The sequence below is a fragment of the Actinomadura madurae genome (assembly GCF_900115095.1).
In the GTDB taxonomy this organism is placed as follows: Bacteria; Actinomycetota; Actinomycetes; order Streptosporangiales; family Streptosporangiaceae; genus Spirillospora; species Spirillospora madurae.
The window spans coordinates 80,528-97,655 of the sequence record NZ_FOVH01000026.1 but is presented as its reverse complement, the minus strand read 5'-3'; the positions used below and the strand labels follow the sequence as shown (position 1 = coordinate 97,655).

Sequence of the window (17,128 nt, the reverse complement as noted above, 5' to 3'; positions counted from 1 at the left end):
CAGCCGACCCGTATCCGGCCGTGCCGGGCGCGTGTCCCGTGCCGCCGCCCGCGAAAGGACTCCGCGACCATGCAGCAGACGATCACCGCCGCGAACGCGCTGGCCGAACGGTGGGCCGCGACCTGCTCCGGCGCGTCCACCGTCATGGCGGGTCCCGGCGCGTGGCCGCTCCTCGCGCTGCTGGCGTCCGCCGCGGACGGCCCCGGGCGCGGCGAGCTCGAAACGGCCGTCGGACTGGACGCCCCGGCCGCGGGCCGTGCGGGGGCCGAGCTGCTGGCGCTCCTCGGCGACGCGCCCGCCGTCCGGTCCGCGCTCGGGCTGTGGACGCGGCTCGACGTCCCCATCGAACCGGCCTGGGCGCCGCCCGCGACCGCGCACGGCATCCTCACCGGCGAACCCGCCAAGGACAAGCGCGATCTCGACGCCTGGGCGGCGGAGCACACCGGCGGCCTCATCCGGTCCATGCCGATCAAGATGGAGCCGGGGACGCTGCTGGTCCTGGCGTCCGCGCTCACCGTCCGGACGCAGTGGTTCGAGCCCTTCGACACCTTCGACGGCGACGCCTCCCTCTACCGGACCACGCAGCACCTGGAGGACGCCAGGGTCACCGACGCGCCGGACGGGCCGGTCACGCTCGTCCGCGTCGCGGGCACCGACGACGTCGACGTCCATCTCGTCCGCGGCGACCAGCCGCCCGGCCAGGTGCTCAAGGCTGCCTTCGGCACGCTCGACGGCCGCCACCCCGCCACGACCGCGGGCGACCTCCCCGAAGGGACGCCCGCCCCCGGCGTCACCGTCTGGTTCGAGGAGGCGATCTGGCCGACGCCGCAGTTGCGGCTCACGCTGCCGGCCTTCGAGGTCACCGGGGCGCACGACCTCCTCGGCCTGCCGGACGTCTTCGGGCTCGCGTCCGTGCGGGACACGTCCCGCGGCCACTTCCCCGGCATCAGCACCACCCCGCTCGCGATCGGGCAGGCCCGGCAGAACGCGCTGGCCCGCTTCGACGCGGAGGGCTTCGAGTCCGCCGCCGTCACCGCGGTCGGTGCCCTCGCCGGCTCCGCCGCCCCGTTCGGCGATCCTCACCTGGCGAAGCGGGTCTCCGTCACGTTCGACCCGCCGTTCGGCTTCCTGGCCGTGCACCGCCCGTCCGGTCTGGTCCTCACCACCGGCTGGGTGGCGAAGGCCGGCGCGGCCTAAGCCTCACCCGGACGGGACGTCCCGCCTAAGGCGGTCTGAGGCGGCTGAGATAAGGCGTCGTCCCAATGTGGGGCACGGGGTCTTAGGACGAACCTTGTACATGTCGGGCCGAGAGGGTCCGGCAGGGACAAGGAGAAGCAGATGCTCAGCCAGGAGTTCATGAGGGTCGTCATCGAGGACCGCGTGCGCGAGCTCCGGGCCCAGGCGAAGAACACCCGCCGCGCCCGCATCGCCAAGGCGCTCAAGCGCTGACCACCCCGGTCCACCGCGGTCCACCGCCCGGACGACCCGAACCCGCCGACGACGCCGAGAGGGAGAGCGACATGACACGCCCCGAGTTCAGCAACATGATCATCAATGACCGCGTACGGGTGCTGCGGAGCGAGGCGAAGAACGCGCGCCGCGCCCGCCGCATCGCGAAGGCCCGCACGCGGTGACGCCCGCGGCCTGTACGGCACCGGCCAGTACGACAAGAGCCGGTACGGCAAGGGCCTGTACGGCACCGGCCACGCCCCCGTCCTCGGACGGGGGCGTTTCTCATTTCGGGGCGTTCGCCGGCGCGAGCGGGGTGCGGCCGCGGATCAGGTCGGCGGCGCGCTCGGCGATCGCGATGGTGGGGGCGTTGGTGTTGCCGCGCGGGACGGCCGGCATGACCGAGGCGTCCACCACCCGGAGGCCCTCCACGCCGCGGACCCGCAGCTCGGTGTCGCAGACGGCGCCGTCCCCGCCCATCGCGCAGGTGCTCGTGGGGTGGAACAGCGTCGCGGCCTCGCGGCGGACGAAGTCGACGACGGCCTCGTCCGACGCGGCCTGCTCCCCCGGCGCCCACTCGCCGCCGACGAGGGACGCGAGCGGGCCGGTGGCGGCGATCTCGCGGGCCTGCCGGACCCCGGCGACCAGGATGTCCAGGTCGGCCTTGTCGGCGAGGTAGGCCGGGTCGATCAGCGGCTTGGCGTACGGGCTGGCGGAGCGGAGCGTCAGCGTGCCCCGGCTCGCGACCGCGATCGCGGTGACCATGACCGACAGCAGCCGCTCGGACGACTCGGTGAGCCCCTGGTCGACGAACGGCGTGGGGAGGACGTGGTACTGCAGGTCCGGCGCGGGCAGCCCCTCGACCGTCCGGACGAACCCGCCCGCCTCCGCGACGTTGGACGTGTACGGCCCGCGCCCCAGCGCCTGGTACAGGGCGAACGAGCGCGCGTTCGCCAGCTCCCAGAGGGCCTTGGTGCGCGGCGTGGCGAACATGACGTTCACGAACGGGTGGTCCTGGAGCCGCTGGCCGACCGGGGAGTCCGCGACGACGTCGATCCCGAGCGACCGCAGATGACCGGCCGGGCCGATCCCCGACAGCATCAGCAGCTGCGGGCTGTTCACCGCGCCGCCCGACAGGATCACCTCGGCCTCGGCGCGGACCGACCGCATCTCGCCGCGCGCCTCGTACCGGACGCCGGTCGCCCGCCCGTTCTCGATCGTGACCCGGGTGACGAGCGCGTCGGTCACCACCGTGAGGTTCGGCCGGTTCTCGATCGGATGCAGGTAGCCGGCGGCGGCGGACCAGCGCCGGCCGCCCTTGCAGGTCACCTGGTAGAAGCCGACGCCGTCCTGGTCGGCGCCGTTGAAGTCGGGGTTGGCGGCGAGCCCGTACGCCTTGGCCGACTGCACCCACGCTCGGGTCAGCGGGTGCCGGTAGCGGGGGTCCTCGACGCGCAGCGGCCCGCCGACCCCGTGGTAGGGCAGATCGCCGCGCTGCTGGTCCTCGGCGCGGCGGAAGTAGGGCAGCAGGTCCTCGTAGCCCCAGCCCTCGCAGCCGTAGGAGTCGCGCCAGGTGTCGTAGTCGTAGCGGGCCCCGCGGATGTAGATCATCGCGTTGGTGGACGAGCTGCCGCCGAGCGTCCGCCCGCGCGGCCAGTACACGCTGCGGCCCGCCGCGTGCTCCTGCGGGACCGTCGCGTAGTCCCAGTCGTACGGGCCCTTGATCAGCGACGCCACGGCGGCCGGGATGTGGATCTCCGGGGCGTCGTCGGACGGTCCCGCCTCCAGCAGCAGGACCTTCAACGACGGGTCCTCCGTCAGCCGGGCGGCGAGAACGCAGCCCGCGCTGCCCGCTCCCACGATGATGTAGTCGTACACGGCGGCCTCCGGGTTCTTTCCGGAACCCTACCCAACGGGCCTGCGGCGACCGCACGGCTAGGCTGCTGCCCATGGCGAAGAACATGGCGGAGGACGGAGCGAAGGACAGGGTGGAGCACGGGGCTGAGAACGGCGCGGAGAACGGGGCTGGGGACAGGGCTGGGGACAGGGCGAAGAACCGGGACAATCCGGTCGTGCTCTCCCGGATCTACACCCGCACCGGCGACGACGGCACCACCGCGCTCGGCGACGCGTCCCGCACCCGCAAGACCGACCCGCGCCTCGCCGCGTACGCCGACGTCGAGGAGGCCAACGCCGCGATCGGCGCGGCCCTCGCCCTCGGCGCCCTGCGGGACGACCTGGCCGCGCTGCTCACCCGCGTCCAGAACGACCTGTTCGACGTGGGCGCCGACCTGTGCGCGCCCGTCGTCCCCGACCCGCAGTACCCGCCGCTGCGCGTCGAGCAGTCCTACGTCGAACGGCTGGAGGCGGCCTGCGACGAGCACAACGCGGACCTGCCCGCGCTGCGCAGCTTCATCCTCCCCGGAGGGGCGCCCGGCGCCGCGCTCCTGCACGTCGCCCGGACGGTGACGCGCCGCGCCGAGCGGTCCGCCTGGGCTGCGATCGAGGAGCACGGCACGGGGGACGACGGCGGCGTGAACCCGTTGACCGCCACCTACCTCAACCGGCTGTCCGACCTGCTGTTCATCCTGTGCCGCGTCGCCAACGCCGAGCACGGCGACATCCTGTGGAAGCCCGGCGGCGAACGCTGACCCGCCGATCTCCCGCGGAGGACCCCACGTGCACGGGGTGGGGCTAACCCCACCCCCGGATGACCGGCTCCCCTCCTGGTGTCACCGCCGCCACCGGAGCAGGCTTGTCATGCACGGGTGCACGGAGACGGGTGCACGGAGACAACGGGAGTGACCACGTGAGGACCCTGACGATCACCGCCGGACTGGCGGCCGCCGCGGCGGCGCTGGCCGGCTGCGGCAACCTGAGCGTCGGCACGCACCACGAGAACCGCTCCTACACCGCGCCCGCCGGCGTCACCACGCTGAAGATCAAGTCGCACGGCAGCCGGGTCGTCGTCACCGCGACCGACACCTCGACGATCAAGGTCTCCGAACGGCTCCGCTGGACGAACGAGAAGAACAAGCCGAAGGCCAAGCACGTCACCGACGGCGGCACCCTCACCCTGTCGTCCGAGTGCGGCAACCAGGTGATCGGGTACAGCGGCTGCGGGGTGTCCTACCGCGTCCAGGTGCCGCGCTCCATGCCCGTGGACATCAACGGAGAGGACGGGACGATCGTCGCGTCCGGGCTCAGCGGGACCGTGCGGCTGCACAGCTCCAACGGCTCCATCGACGCGACGGGCCTGAACGCGACGGCCGCGACGATCACCTCCAGCGACGGCTCGGTGCGCGTCACGGGGCACGCCGGAACCGCCCGGCTGAGCAGCGAGAACGGCACCATCGACGCCCGCGGGCTGTCCGGCGACCGGCTGAGCGCGAGCACCCGCGACGGCATGATCCGCATGCGGGGCACCTTCCCGGTCGCCGACCTCCACACCGACAACGGCTCGATCGACGGGCGCGGGCTGTCCGGCGACCGGATCACCGCGAAGTCGCGGGACGGCTCCATCGACCTGCGCTTCGGCACGGCGCCCACCGCCGTCACCGCCACGACCGACAACGGCTCGGTCCGCCTCCACCTCCCGCCCGGGGAGCGCTACGCCATCGACGCGTCCACCGACAACGGCGGCAAGAGGATCGACCCGCTCATCCGCCAGGACTCGGATGCCAAGCGCCATATCAAGCTCAGCACCAGGGACGGCGCCATCACGGTCTTCCCCTCCCCCTGACCGGACGGCACGGGGCTCCGGACCGCCGCGCCGCCGCGCCGCCTCAGCGGAGCAGGTAGGCGCCCCGCCAGAGCGGTGTGGAGGACGGGGCGGACGACGAGCCGCGGCCCAGGTCCAGGCGGGCACCGCCGTTGACGGCGACCGTCGTCCGGGCCAGGTGCTGGAGAACGTGGGCGATGGCGTCGGTGTTGCCGTCGAGCAGTTTCCGGTTGACGTTCCCCAGCCGGTCGCACTTGCGGTGATAGCAGGGGTCGTAGGCCGCACCGGCCCTGCCGCCGAACATCGCGGCCTCGGCGGAGGTCTTGCGCCCGCCGGCGCCGGTGGCGATCCCGCCCGCCGGGATGCCCCGCTCGATGAACGGGCCGTAGTCGGAACGCCCGTTGAACTCCGCCTCCGCCGTGGCCAGCCCGCGCCGCTTGAAGTACTCCCGGAACATCCGCTCGATCGCGCCGGACCCCGCGGGCGCCCGCGTGCCCGCACCTGACGAGTGGTCGCCGTCGTAGACGCCGCGGACGCCGTTCGGCGAACCGAGCATGTCGAAGTTGAGGTTCAGGGCGATCTTCTCGCGGTCGGCACGCGACAGCGACCGCACGTAGTGCGCGGACCCCCGCAGGCCCTCCTCCTCGGCGCCCCACCACACGAACCGCACCCGGTTGCGCACGTTCCCCGCGCCCAGCTCCCTGAACTTCCCGGCGATCGCGAGCAGCGCCGCGGCGCCGGTGCCGTTGTCGTTGATCCCCGGGCCCGCCGGGACGCTGTCCAGGTGCGCGCCGGCCACCACCACGTTGCCGGCCCGCCCGCGCGCCGTGTCCGCGATCACGTTGGCCGACGACCGCTTCCCGTGAACCGTCTTCGTCTTCACGCGCAGTCTCAGGCCGCCCTTCCGCGCCGCCTTCACCATCGCCTTTCCCAGGCTGTGCGTGGTGCCGACGACCGGGATCCCGGACGGCTCCGACACCGTCCCGTTCACCGGCCCCTCCGCCCCCGGCCGGTTGTAGATCACCACGGCGGACGCGCCCGCCGCCTTCGCGTTCGCCGCCTTCACCTCGAACGTGCAGGTCCCCCGCTGGAGGAGGGCGATCGCGTCCTCGGCGAAGCGCTTGAAGTCGGCCTTCTGGCAGCCGCTCGTCCCGTCGCCCTTGGCCGGGGCATCGACGGGCTCGGCCCGCGCGGTCACATCGCCGGAACCCGAGTACGCAAGCGTGAGGAAGTCCTTCTCCCAGGCATAGGACGCCGCCGACGGCGCCGTCCGCGCGAGCACCGGACGGCCCCGCTCGCGCCAGTACGGGTACTTGAACCTCTGCACCTTCGGCGTGAATCCGGCCCGCCGCAGCTGCCCGACGACGTACTTCACCGAGACGTCGTAGCCGTCGGTCCCCGCCGCGCGGTTCCCGCCGTTGTAGTCGGCGATCTCCTGGAACGCCGTCAGGTGCGCCCTCACGTCCTTCAACGTCACCATCGCCGCCAAGTCGCGGCGGACCGGCGCCGCGTCGGCCGCGGGCAGCGCGGCCGGCAGGAAGAGGGCGGGCACCGCGACGGCGGCGCCGGTGAGGAGCTTGCGCACGAGCACTCCAGCGGAGGGAGTAGGGAGCTGACCAGCGCGATCCTCACCGCCACCCCCGCCCCTCTCAAGCATCGCGGCCGCAACCACACCGCTTCGATACCGACGCCTTACTCCCTCATTCCAGACCCACTTCTCCCGGACCCGCTCACCTCGGCCCCGCTCAACCCAGCCCCGCTCAACCCGGACCAATTCACCCCGAACCAGGCTCATCCCGGGCCCGCTCATCCCGGGCTGGCTCACTCCGAGCCAGGCTCACCCCGAGCCAGGCTCATCCCGGGCCCGCTCATCCCGGGCTGGCTCACTCCGGGCCGACTCAACCCAGGCCGACTCAACCCGAGGCGACACCCCGGAGCGACTCACCCGGGACCGCTCCCCCGGGCCGAGTCAGCCCGCACCGCCCAGCCCGCGCCGCTCCACCCTGGACCGCCCAGCCCGGGCCGACTCACCCCCGACCGCTCACCCGACTGCCCAGCCCGACTGCCCAGCTCGCGCCGCTCCACCCTGGGCCGACTCACCCCCGGACCTCTCAGCCCGGATCGCTTCACCTGGGCCGCTCAGCCTGGGCCGCTCAGTCTGGGCCGTTTATTCGGGGGAGTGTAGGTCTACTGGGAAGCCGGGTGGGGCCGCCTCTAGCCACGCGAGGAAGCCGGTCAGTGCTGCTGCGCCCATCGCCAGCTCCACCGTCAGGTCGCCGTCCTTGACCTCGATGACGGTCACGTCCGGTAGCAGCCCCTCCGCCTCGTCCGGGTCCGGGTCGCGGCGGTTGGACACGACGAGGCCCCGGCGGTGGATCACCTGCCGGGGCCGTCCGCGGAAACCGAACACGCGGTGCCAGTGCAGCTCGTCGCCCTTGTAGCGGCCGATGCCGAGGCGCCAGACCCCGAGGGCTCCGCCCTCCTGGGACAGTTCGCGCAGGCTGCACTCCACCGTCCCGCCGCCGCGGGTGAACAACCGCCGGCGCACCGCCATGAAGACGAACAGCAGCGCCGCGACGAGAACGAGCGCGGCGAGCACCCCGCCCACGTCCAGTGCCAGGTGCTCGCCCAAGTCCCCCGCCGTCCGTCAGTCCCGCCGCGCGCCTAGGCCTCGATGCCCGCCGCGCGCAGCCGCGCCCGGGCCCGGCGCTCCGGCGTCCCGCTGTCGGCCTCCGCCGACAGCGCCGCGTCCAGCGCCTGCCGGGCGTCCTGGACGTCGATCTCGTCGCCCCGCTCGACCTGCTCCGCCAGCACCGACACCTCGTCGGCGGCGACGGAGAAGAACCCGCTGCCGACCGCCGCCAGGATCGGCTCGCCGCCGTCCGCCGGCTCGATCTTCACCACGCTGCCGTCCAGGAGGATGCCCAGCACCGGGGCGTGGCCCGGCAGGATGCCGAGCGAGCCCTCGATGGTCTGGGCGACCACCGTCCTGGCCTCGCCGGACCAGATCTCGCGCTCCGGCGAGACCAGCCCGACCTTCAGGGTTGCCACGTCTGTCTCCTCCGACTACTGGAGCGGTTCCGGCGGGGCCGCCCCGGGCGCGCGGCCCGGGGACGGCCCCGCCGGAGCGGACTACTTCTCCAGCTCCTTGGCCTTCTTCTCCACGTCCTCGATGCCACCGCACATGAAGAACGCCTGCTCGGGGAGGTGGTCGTACTTGCCCTCGGCGAGCGCCTTGAAGGAGGCGATCGTCTCGTCCTTCGGCACCGTCTCGCCGGGCTGCCCGGTGAACTGCTCGGCCACGTACATCGGGTGCGACAGGAAACGCTCGATGCGCCGCGCCCGCTGGACGGTGACCTTGTCCTCTTCGGACAGCTCGTCGATGCCGAGGATCGCGATGATGTCCTGCAGCTCCTTGTACTTCTGCAGGATCCGGATCACTTCCTGGGCGACCTCGTAGTGCTCGTTCCCCAGCACCTGCGGGTCCATGATCCGCGAGGTGGAGTCGAGCGGGTCCACCGCCGGGAAGATGCCCTTCTCGGAGATGCCCCGCGACAGCGTCGTGGTGGCGTCCAGGTGCGCGAACGTGGTGTGCGGCGCCGGGTCGGTGATGTCGTCGGCGGGCACGTAGATCGCCTGCATCGAGGTGATCGAGTTACCGCGCGTCGAGGTGATCCGCTCCTGCAGCACGCCCATCTCGTCGGCCAGCGTCGGCTGGTAGCCCACCGCGGACGGCATGCGCCCGAGCAGCGTGGACACCTCCGAACCGGCCTGCGTGAACCGGAAGATGTTGTCGATGAACAGCAGCACGTCCTGGTTCTGGACGTCGCGGAAGTACTCCGCCATCGTCAGCGCCGACAGCGCCACTCGCAGCCGGGTGCCCGGCGGCTCGTCCATCTGGCCGAACACCATCGCGGTGTCCTTGAGGACGTCCGCCTCCGCCATCTCCACCCAGAGGTCGTTGCCCTCACGGGTGCGCTCGCCGACGCCGGCGAACACCGAGGTGCCGCCGAAGTTGCGGGCGACGCGGCGGATCATCTCCTGGATGAGGACGGTCTTGCCCACACCCGCGCCGCCGAACAGGCCGATCTTGCCGCCCTTGACGTACGGGCACAGCAGGTCGATGACCTTGATGCCGGTCTCCAGCATCTCGGTCTTGGACTCCAGCTGGTCGAACGCCGGGGCGCGGCGGTGGATCCCCCAGCGCTCGTTGATCTCCAGCGACGCCGTCGGGACGTCCAGCGCGTCGCCGAGGGCGTTCCACACGTGGCCCTTGGTGATGTCGCCGACCGGCACCGCGATCGACTCGCCGGAGTCGACCACCGGGGCCCCGCGCACCAGGCCGTCCGTCGGCTGCATGGAGATCGCCCTGACCATGTTGTCGCCGAGGTGCTGGGCGACCTCGAACGTCAGGGTCTTCTCCTCGCCGCCCAGGCTGACCTGCGCGTTGAGGGCGTTGTAGATGTCCGGGATGGCGTCGGCGGGGAACTCCACGTCGACGACCGGGCCGATGACACGGGCGACGCGCCCGGTCGCGGTCGCCGTCTCTACCTGAGCAGTCATTGTCACTCCCCGCCAGACTCGGCGAGCGCGTCAGCGCCACCGACGATCTCGCTGATTTCCTGGGTGATCGCGGCCTGCCGCGCCTGGTTCATCTGGCGCGTGTAGACCCCGAGCAGTTCGTTGGCATTGTCGGTCGCCGACTTCATGGCCCGCCGCACCGCCGCCTGGAAGGACGCGGCCGACTGCAGCAGCATGTGGAAGATGCGGCTCTCGACGTAGTTGGGCAGCAGCATGTCGAGCGCCGCCTGCGCGGACGGCTCGAACTCGTACGCCGGCGGGACCGTGGAGGTCTCGGCCTCCGCGATCTCCAGCGGCATCAGCCGCGCGACCCGGACCGTCTGCGTCAGCATCGAGACGAACTCGGTGTAGACCACGTGGATCTCCCCGACCCCGCCCTCGGCGTCGGTCTTGAGGAAGTCCTCGGTGAGCCGGCGGCCGATCACCTCGGCGTTCCCGAACGCGGGACGGTCGCTGAACCCGCTCCAGGTCTGCGCGACGTCCCGGTCGCGGAACCGGTACCAGGTGATGCCCTTGTTGCCGACGACGTACGGGACCGGCTCGCGGCCCTCGTCCCGCAGCGCCCTGATCAGCGACTCGGCCTCGCGGATCACGTTGGCGTTGTAGGCGCCGCAGAACCCGCGGTCACTCGTGATGATCAGGACGGCGCTGCGGGTGTCGGCCGGCTGCTCCTGCAGGAGCGGGTGGTCGATCCCGACATGGTGGCTCACCAGCGCGGTCAGGGCCTGCGTGATCTGGTCGGCGTACGGCTTGGAGGCCGCCACCGCCTGCTGGGCCTTGACGATCCGCGACGTGGCGATCATCTCCTGGGCGCGCGTGATCTTGGCGGTCGACTTGACCGTCTTGATCCGCTGCCGGAGTTGACGAAGCTGTGCGGCCATCGCCGTCAGTCCTTCTTGGCGCGGGTGATGGTCTCCTGCTCGACGTCCTCGGCCTCGATCGGTTCGACGGGCTCCTCGGCCAGCAGCTCGCCCTCGCTGGTCTGGAAGCCCTTCTTGAACTCCGTGATGGCGTTCTTGAGGCTGGTGAGGCCGTCGTCGGAGAGCTTGCCGGTCTCCCGGATGGAGGTCAGCAGGCCGGACTCCTCGCGCTCGACGTAGTCGAGGAACTCGCGCTCGAAACGGCGGATGTCGGCGACGGGCACGTCGTCCAGCTCGCCGGAGGTGCCCGCCCACACGGACACGACCTCCTGCTCGACCGGGAACGGGCTGCCCTGCGGCTGCTTCAGCAGCTCGACCAGGCGGGCGCCGCGCTCCAGCTGGGCGCGCGAGGCGGCGTCCAGGTCGGACGCGAACGCCGCGAACGCCTCCAGGTCACGGAACTGCGACAGCGCGAGACGCAGCGTGCCGGCGACCGTCTTCATCGCCTTGATCTGCGCGTCGCCGCCGACCCGGGAGACCGAGATGCCGACGTTGATCGCCGGCCGGACGCCCTGGTTGAACAGGTCGGTCTCCAGGAAGCACTGCCCGTCGGTGATGGAGATGACGTTCGTCGGGATGTAGGCCGACACGTCGTTGCCCTTGGTCTCGATGATCGGCAGACCCGTCATCGAACCGGCGCCCATGTCGTCCGACAGCTTCGCGCAGCGCTCCAGCAGCCGGGAGTGCAGGTAGAAGACGTCGCCGGGGTAGGCCTCGCGGCCCGGCGGGCGGCGCAGCAGCAGCGACACCGCGCGGTAGGCCTCGGCCTGCTTCGACAGGTCGTCGAAGATGATCAGGACGTGCTTGCCCTGGTACATCCAGTGCTGGCCGATCGCGGACCCGGTGTAGGGGGCGATGTACTTGTAGCCCGCCGGCTCGGACGCGGGGGCCGCCACGATGGTGGTGTACTCCAGCGCGCCGGCCTCCTCCAGGGAGCGGCGGACGTTGGCGATCGTGGAGCCCTTCTGCCCGATCGCGACGTAGATGCAGCGGACCTGCTTCTTCTCGTCGCCGGACTCCCAGTTCTCCTTCTGGTTGATGATGGTGTCCACGCAGACGGTCGTCTTGCCCGTCTGCCGGTCACCGATGATCAGCTGCCGCTGACCGCGGCCGATCGGCGTCATCGCGTCGATGGCCTTGATGCCGGTCTGCAGCGGCTCGTTCACCGACTGCCGCTGCACGACCGTGGGGGCCTGCAGTTCGAGCGCGCGGCGCTCGGTGCTCTCGACCGGTCCCTTGCCGTCCAGCGGGTTGCCCAGCGCGTCCACGACGCGGCCGAGGAAGCCGTCGCCGACGGGGACCGAGAGGACCTCGCCGGTCCGGCGGGCCTTCTGGCCCTCCTCGATCTTGCTGAAGTCACCCAGGACAACGGCGCCGATCTCACGCACGTCCAGGTTCAGAGCCAGGCCACGGGTACCGTCCTCGAACTCGATGAGTTCGTTCGCCATCGCGGACGGCAGGCCCTCGATGTGGGCGATCCCGTCGCCGGAATCGACGACGGTGCCGACCTCTTCGCGCGCGGCGGCCTCGGGCTCGTACGACTGGACGAAGCGCTCCAGCGCGTTCCGGATCTCATCCGGACGGATCGTCAGCTCCGCCATGATTCCTCTCTTGCTCCCTTTGGGTAGCTCCGCCGGCGGTTCAGCCGGCGCCGAGCCGCCGCCGGACGTCGTCCAGCCGTCCGGCGATCGTGCCGTCGATGATCTCGTCCCCGAGCTCGATCGACAGTCCGCCGATCACCGTGGGGTCGATCTCGATGTTCAGGTGTACCTCGTGGCCGTAGGCCGCGGCGAGCACCGCGGCGAGCCGCGTCCGCTGCCCGTCCGACAGCGCGGCGGGCGTCCGGACGAGCGCGACCAGCCGCTGCCTGCGCTGGGCGACGAGCCGTCCGTACTCGGCGAGCCCGCTCTCCAGGCTACGTCCTCGCGGGCGCAGCACCAGTTCGGTGACCAGCGTCAGCGTCGCGGGGGTGACCTTGCCGTCCAGCAGCGCGTTCACCAGGCCGAGCTTGCGCTCGCCGGGCAGGCCCGGGCCGGCGAGGGCGCCGCGCAGCTCGGGCTCCCCCTCGATGACCCGGGAGAACCGGAACAGCTCGTCCTCCAGGTCGTCGATCCGGCCGTCGGCCTCGGCGCGGGCGGACTCGGCGGTGACCGCGAGGGCCTCCACCGCGTCCGACAGCTCCGACGGCTTCGACCAGCGCAGCCGGACGACGTCGGCGACCAGCCCGAGAGCGGCCGGCGACACCTTGCCCTCCAGCAGGATCTGGACGAGCTGGGCCTTGTCGGCGCCGTCGCGCGCCGGGTCGGAGACCGCCCGCCGCAGGCCGTGCTCGCGGTCGACCAGGTGCAGCACCGCGAACAGGTCGCCGCCGAGCCGGGCCAGGTCGGCGGAGGGAATGACGGCCTCCAGCCGCTCCTTGGCCTCGGCCAGCGACGCCCTGCTCACCGCTCCCGTAATGGTCATGGCGTGACCTGCTCCTGGGTGCGGGCGCGCTCTTCCAGTTCCTCGAGGAACCGGTCGACGACCCGGCTCTGCCGCGCGCTGTCCTCAAGGGACTCGCCCACGACGCGTCCGGCCAGCTCGACCGACATGGCACCGATCTCGGCGCGCAGCGACTGCAGCGCCTGCTGCCGCTCCGCCTCGATCTGCGCCTTGGCGCTCTCGACGATCCGGCGCGCCTCGGCCTGAGCCTGCTCCTTGGCCTGCGCGATGATCTGCGCGCCCTGCTCCTCGGCCTTGCGGCGCTCGTTGGACGCCTCGACCGCGGCCGACTTCTGCTGGGCCTTGTACTGCTCGAGGACCTGCTGGGCCTCTTTCTGTGCCTGCTCGGCCCGCTCCAGGCCGCCCTCGATCGCGTTCGTCCGCTCCTCCAGGGTCTTCTGGAGCCGCGGGACGAGGATCCGGCCGAGGACGACCATGACGACGACGAACGAGAAGATGCCGACGACGAGCTCGAACGGGTGCGGGACGAGAGGGTTGTTCTCCTCCGCCGCTAGGACGGAAGCTGCTCTGATCATGTCTGCAGCCCTTCCTCAGATGGGACCCGTGGTCAGATGCCCTGGAAGATGAAGGGCGCGACCAGGCCGATCAGGGCGAGCGCCTCGGTGAGGACGAAGCCCAGCAGCATGTTGGTGCGGATCACGCCGGTCAGCTCGGGCTGGCGGGCGATGGCGTTCACGCCCTGACCGAAGATGATGCCGATGCCGATGCCCGGGCCGATGGCCGCGAGGCCGTACCCGATCGAGGTGACGTTACCTTCGACGGCGGCGAGGACTCCCGTCATGGGTTCATTCCTTTTCTGTCGGCCGGCGGAGGCTCCGCCGGTCTGGGCTTACGAGATGGTCGGTGCGGGGGCGGTGCCGGAGCGCCGCGAACCCTCGGGGCTTAGTGGTCCGCTTCGAGGCCGCTCTGGATGTACATGGCCGCGAGCATCGCGAACAGGAACGCCTGCAGGAATTGGATCAGCAGTTCGAGCGCGGTCAGGACGATAGTGACGAGCACGCCCACGATGCCCACGCCGAAGCCGGCGAGGGTCGGCTTCTCGAACAGGAACCAGAACCCGACGAGGCTGAAGAACGCCAGGATCGTGTGGCCCGCGAACATGTTGGCGAAGAGCCGGACCGCGTGGGTGAAGGGCGCGAGGATGAAGGTCGAGAGGTACTCGATGGGCACGAGCAGGAAGTAGACCGGCAGCGGCAGGCCCTTGGGGATCATGTTCGTGAAGTACTTCACCGGGCCCTGCTTGCGCAGGCCCAGGTACACCTTGACGACGTAGACGAACAGCGCCAGGACCACCGGGAACGCGATGTGCGACGCGATCGGGAACTGGATGACCGGGATGACCGCGAAGATGTTCCAGAACCAGATCAGGAAGAACAGCGACATCAGCATCGGCATCCACCGGTCGGTGTTCTTGCCGAGGAAGGGGCGGGCGATCTCGTCCCGGACGAACATGTAGCCGATCTCGCCGATGTTCTGCATGCCGCGCGGCACGAGCTTCGGGTTGGCGAACGCCATCCAGAACAGGCCGCAGACGAGCAGGGCACCCACGACGGCGAAGAGGACGGGCTTGGTGAGCCACTCGGGGCCGCCGGCGAACAGGGGCGGGAAGTCGAACAGCTCCGGGCCGGGGGCTTTGAACTCTTCTCCCCCGGAGGCGAGGACCGTCTGCGCGTTCACGCGGCGTTCCCTTCATCAATGTGGTGACGTTTCACGAAGGCTTCCTCGGCGGCGGGGCCGCTCAGGAGGAGTGGCGCCCGTACTTCACGTAGACCAGGTACACGGCGAGCCCGGCACCGATGACCAGGCCGATCGGGATCAGCCAGGTCTGGTGCGTCCATTCGGACAGCAGCCACCCGATGCCGCCCCAGATGATCATCCCGGAGAGAAGGTAGCTGGGCACGGACCAGGCGACGTCGGCGAATTCCCGCTGGCCGTCCTCCGGCCGACGTTTCTGCTCGCTCATCGCGCTCCGGACGATAGCAGGCCACCCATGCGGTGGTCATATTGGAGTAGTCCCTGGGGATCCGTACCGTCCGCGGAGCCGTCATCACGGACTCCGGTCCAGCACGTTCTCGGGCTCGTCAATGTAGGGCCTGCGCTGCATGACCACGCGGAACTCCGCCGCGATCCACACCAGCGCGAGGCCGATGACCGTCCAGCCGAAGACCTTGGTGTTCCAGATCGTGACCCGGTCCATGGAGGTGACCAGCACCATCACCGCGAGGATCTTAACCATGTAGCTCGCGAGCGCGGCCAGCATCATCGTCTGCGCGGAGTACTTGGCGGCCCAGGAGACCACCAGCGCGCTCACCGAGAAGAAGGCGATCACCACGACGGAGGCCAGCGCCGCCGCCAGGGCGCCCTTGGCGCCGGCGGCCGGCAGGCCGATCAGGACGGCGCCCACCCCGGCCACCGAGGTCGGGATCGCGGCGCCGCGGAACATCCGGGCGTCGGAGGTTTGCATGAGGGCTCCGGCTGGTCACGGTAAGTGTTCGTTCCTTGTTCGTGAAAGGTATCACAAGCGTCCGGATTGTCCACAATTACCCTAGAGGTAATGCCCTGTCGGGTCTGCCGGACTCGCTGGGGCACGCTCGCACCACGGACTTTAACCCAGGTCAGGCAGTGCGCGGGCGCTATCGGACGGCGGGGCCGTGATCGGGTCAGACGCGCGCCGGCGGGCGTTCGGCGGGCTGCTCGCCGGAGCCGGGGCCGGCCGTCCGGGCCGACCTGCGGCGGCCGGGGATGCGCAGCATCAGCAGGACGCCGGCGATCGCCACCGCCAGCGTGACGCCGAGGGTGATCCACGCGGCGTCGAACAGGGCGAGCCCGACCAGCCCGGAGGCCAGCAGCCCGACCCAGAAGTACATGATCAGCACGGCGCGGCGGGTGGAGTGGCCGAGCTCCAGCAGCCGGTGGTGCAGGTGCTGCTTGTCCGGGGAGAACGGCGACCGGCCCTGGTTGGTGCGCCGCCACACCGCGAGCAGCATGTCGATGAACGGGACCGCGGCCACCGCCGGGATCAGCAGGATCGGGACGAAGAACGGGAACAGCCCGTTGGCGAGGATGGCCGGGTCGAACTGGCCGGTCAGCATGATCGTGGACGCGCTGAGCAGCAGGCCGATCAGCATCGAGCCGGTGTCGCCCATGAAGATCTTGGCGGGGCTGAAGTTGTGCGGCAGGAAGCCCAGGCACATCCCGAACAGGATCGCGGCGATGAGCGTCGCGCCGGTCAGCGTGGTCAGCCCGATCGTCCGCGACAGCAGGTAGGCGTAGGAGAACAGCGCCAGCGCGGCGATCCCGACGACGCCCGCGGCCAGCCCGTCCAGCCCGTCGATGAAGTTCACCGCGTTGATCGTGGCGACCACGACGAGGACGGTGAGCGGCACCCCGTAGGCCGGCGGCAGCGACAGCGACTCGCCCGTCGGCAGCGGGATCACGTAGATCTGGATCCCCTGCATGATGAAGATCCCGGCCGCCGCGACCTGCCCGGCGAACTTGGTGAGCGCGTCCACCTCCCAGCGGTCGTCGGCGATGCCGATCAGCACGATCAGCCCGCCCGACAGCAGCAGCGCCCTCGCGACGCTGATCCCGCCGTCGTCGAGGACCTTGCGCATCTCCGGCAGCCCGGTCGCGACCGTCAGCGCCGCCACCATCCCGCCGAACATGGCGAGCCCGCCCAGCCGGGGCGTCGGGATGACGTGCACGTCGCGGTCGCGCGGGACGGCCTGCGCGCCGAACCAGATGGCGAACCGGCGTACCGACGGGGTGAGCAGGTAGGCGACGAGGGCGGCGACCAGGATCGTGAGCAGGTACTCCCGCACTCCCCTGCGCCTCCCTTCGCCGATCATCGGCCCCGTGCCCGCGCCGCGCGGGGGCCTCCCTCGCCGGGGCGGGCCGCACCGCGCCCTCACCTTGGTAGACGGTCCGCCGGGACGATCTGTTCACCTTCGCGACC

At 71.2% G+C, this 17,128-nt stretch carries 17 protein-coding genes; 3 read left to right on the top strand and 14 right to left on the bottom strand.

The annotated features are described in order from the left end of the window. The first annotated feature begins 69 nt into the window (after positions 1 to 69). Positions 70 to 1,197, top strand: a complete 1,128-nt coding sequence (locus BM339_RS43690; protein WP_075024649.1) for a serpin family protein — start codon at positions 70 to 72, stop codon at positions 1,195 to 1,197. 537 nt (positions 1,198 to 1,734) lie between these two features. On the opposite strand, the gene BM339_RS43685 is transcribed toward BM339_RS43690, so the two are convergent. Further along, complete coding sequence (locus BM339_RS43685) at positions 1,735 to 3,327, bottom strand: GMC family oxidoreductase (protein ID WP_075024648.1); 1,593 nt, start codon at positions 3,325 to 3,327, stop codon at positions 1,735 to 1,737. 71 nt (positions 3,328 to 3,398) lie between these two features. Here BM339_RS43685 and BM339_RS43680 point away from each other — a divergent pair, with 71 nt between their 5' ends. Together BM339_RS43680 and BM339_RS43675 are read left to right on the top strand one after the other, a co-directional pair. Continuing rightward, positions 3,399 to 4,100 carry a cob(I)yrinic acid a,c-diamide adenosyltransferase gene (locus tag BM339_RS43680; RefSeq protein ID WP_244938715.1) on the top strand — a complete coding sequence of 234 codons (702 nt, stop codon included), beginning with the start codon at positions 3,399 to 3,401 and terminating at the stop codon, positions 4,098 to 4,100. Positions 4,101 to 4,258: 158 nt separating this feature from the next. Next, positions 4,259 to 5,191 carry a DUF4097 family beta strand repeat-containing protein gene (locus BM339_RS43675; RefSeq protein WP_021596445.1) on the top strand — a complete coding sequence of 311 codons (933 nt, stop codon included), beginning with the start codon at positions 4,259 to 4,261 and terminating at the stop codon, positions 5,189 to 5,191. 43 nt (positions 5,192 to 5,234) lie between these two features. Here BM339_RS43675 and BM339_RS43670 read toward each other — a convergent pair whose 3' ends face one another. The 13 genes from BM339_RS43670 to BM339_RS43610 form a co-directional block, all read right to left on the bottom strand. Further along, the gene (locus BM339_RS43670; RefSeq protein ID WP_075024667.1) at positions 5,235 to 6,755 is read right to left on the bottom strand and encodes a M28 family peptidase; all 1,521 of its coding nucleotides are present in this window, start codon (positions 6,753 to 6,755) and stop codon (positions 5,235 to 5,237) included. 582 nt (positions 6,756 to 7,337) lie between these two features. Next, the gene (locus BM339_RS43665) at positions 7,338 to 7,802 is read right to left on the bottom strand and encodes a DUF2550 domain-containing protein (RefSeq protein ID WP_075024647.1); all 465 of its coding nucleotides are present in this window, start codon (positions 7,800 to 7,802) and stop codon (positions 7,338 to 7,340) included. 32 nt (positions 7,803 to 7,834) lie between these two features. Then, on the bottom strand, positions 7,835 to 8,221 hold the full coding sequence (locus BM339_RS43660) for a F0F1 ATP synthase subunit epsilon (RefSeq protein WP_021596448.1): 387 nt from the start codon (positions 8,219 to 8,221) through the stop codon (positions 7,835 to 7,837). 81 nt (positions 8,222 to 8,302) lie between these two features. Next, the gene (atpD, locus tag BM339_RS43655) at positions 8,303 to 9,733 is read right to left on the bottom strand and encodes a F0F1 ATP synthase subunit beta (RefSeq protein ID WP_021596449.1); all 1,431 of its coding nucleotides are present in this window, start codon (positions 9,731 to 9,733) and stop codon (positions 8,303 to 8,305) included. A gap of 2 nt (positions 9,734 to 9,735) precedes the next feature. Beyond that, entirely contained in the window at positions 9,736 to 10,632 is an 897-nt protein-coding gene (locus BM339_RS43650) for a F0F1 ATP synthase subunit gamma (RefSeq protein WP_075024646.1), read from the bottom strand. Positions 10,633 to 10,637: 5 nt separating this feature from the next. Continuing rightward, positions 10,638 to 12,272, bottom strand: coding sequence for a F0F1 ATP synthase subunit alpha (gene atpA, locus BM339_RS43645; protein WP_021596451.1), 1,635 nt, complete (start codon positions 12,270 to 12,272; stop codon positions 10,638 to 10,640). 40 nt (positions 12,273 to 12,312) lie between these two features. Continuing rightward, positions 12,313 to 13,134, bottom strand: coding sequence for a F0F1 ATP synthase subunit delta (locus BM339_RS43640; RefSeq protein WP_021596452.1), 822 nt, complete (start codon positions 13,132 to 13,134; stop codon positions 12,313 to 12,315). Further along, a complete protein-coding gene (locus BM339_RS43635; protein WP_021596453.1) occupies positions 13,131 to 13,688 on the bottom strand; it encodes a F0F1 ATP synthase subunit B in 558 nt (185 codons plus the stop codon). Before BM339_RS43635 ends, BM339_RS43640 begins: the two co-directional genes overlap by 4 nt. A 32-nt stretch (positions 13,689 to 13,720) precedes the next feature. Beyond that, complete coding sequence (gene atpE, locus BM339_RS43630) at positions 13,721 to 13,954, bottom strand: ATP synthase F0 subunit C (protein WP_021596454.1); 234 nt, start codon at positions 13,952 to 13,954, stop codon at positions 13,721 to 13,723. Positions 13,955 to 14,055: 101 nt separating this feature from the next. Next, positions 14,056 to 14,850, bottom strand: coding sequence for a F0F1 ATP synthase subunit A (gene atpB / locus BM339_RS43625; protein WP_021596455.1), 795 nt, complete (start codon positions 14,848 to 14,850; stop codon positions 14,056 to 14,058). A 61-nt stretch (positions 14,851 to 14,911) separates the two neighbouring features. Continuing rightward, positions 14,912 to 15,136 carry an AtpZ/AtpI family protein gene (locus tag BM339_RS43620; protein WP_021596456.1) on the bottom strand — a complete coding sequence of 75 codons (225 nt, stop codon included), beginning with the start codon at positions 15,134 to 15,136 and terminating at the stop codon, positions 14,912 to 14,914. A gap of 84 nt (positions 15,137 to 15,220) precedes the next feature. Then, entirely contained in the window at positions 15,221 to 15,637 is a 417-nt protein-coding gene (locus BM339_RS43615) for a Cg1360 family ATP-synthase-associated protein (protein ID WP_021596457.1), read from the bottom strand. 196 nt (positions 15,638 to 15,833) lie between these two features. Next, complete coding sequence (locus tag BM339_RS43610) at positions 15,834 to 16,994, bottom strand: MraY family glycosyltransferase (RefSeq protein WP_021596458.1); 1,161 nt, start codon at positions 16,992 to 16,994, stop codon at positions 15,834 to 15,836. Between the last annotated feature and the right edge of the window lie 134 nt (positions 16,995 to 17,128).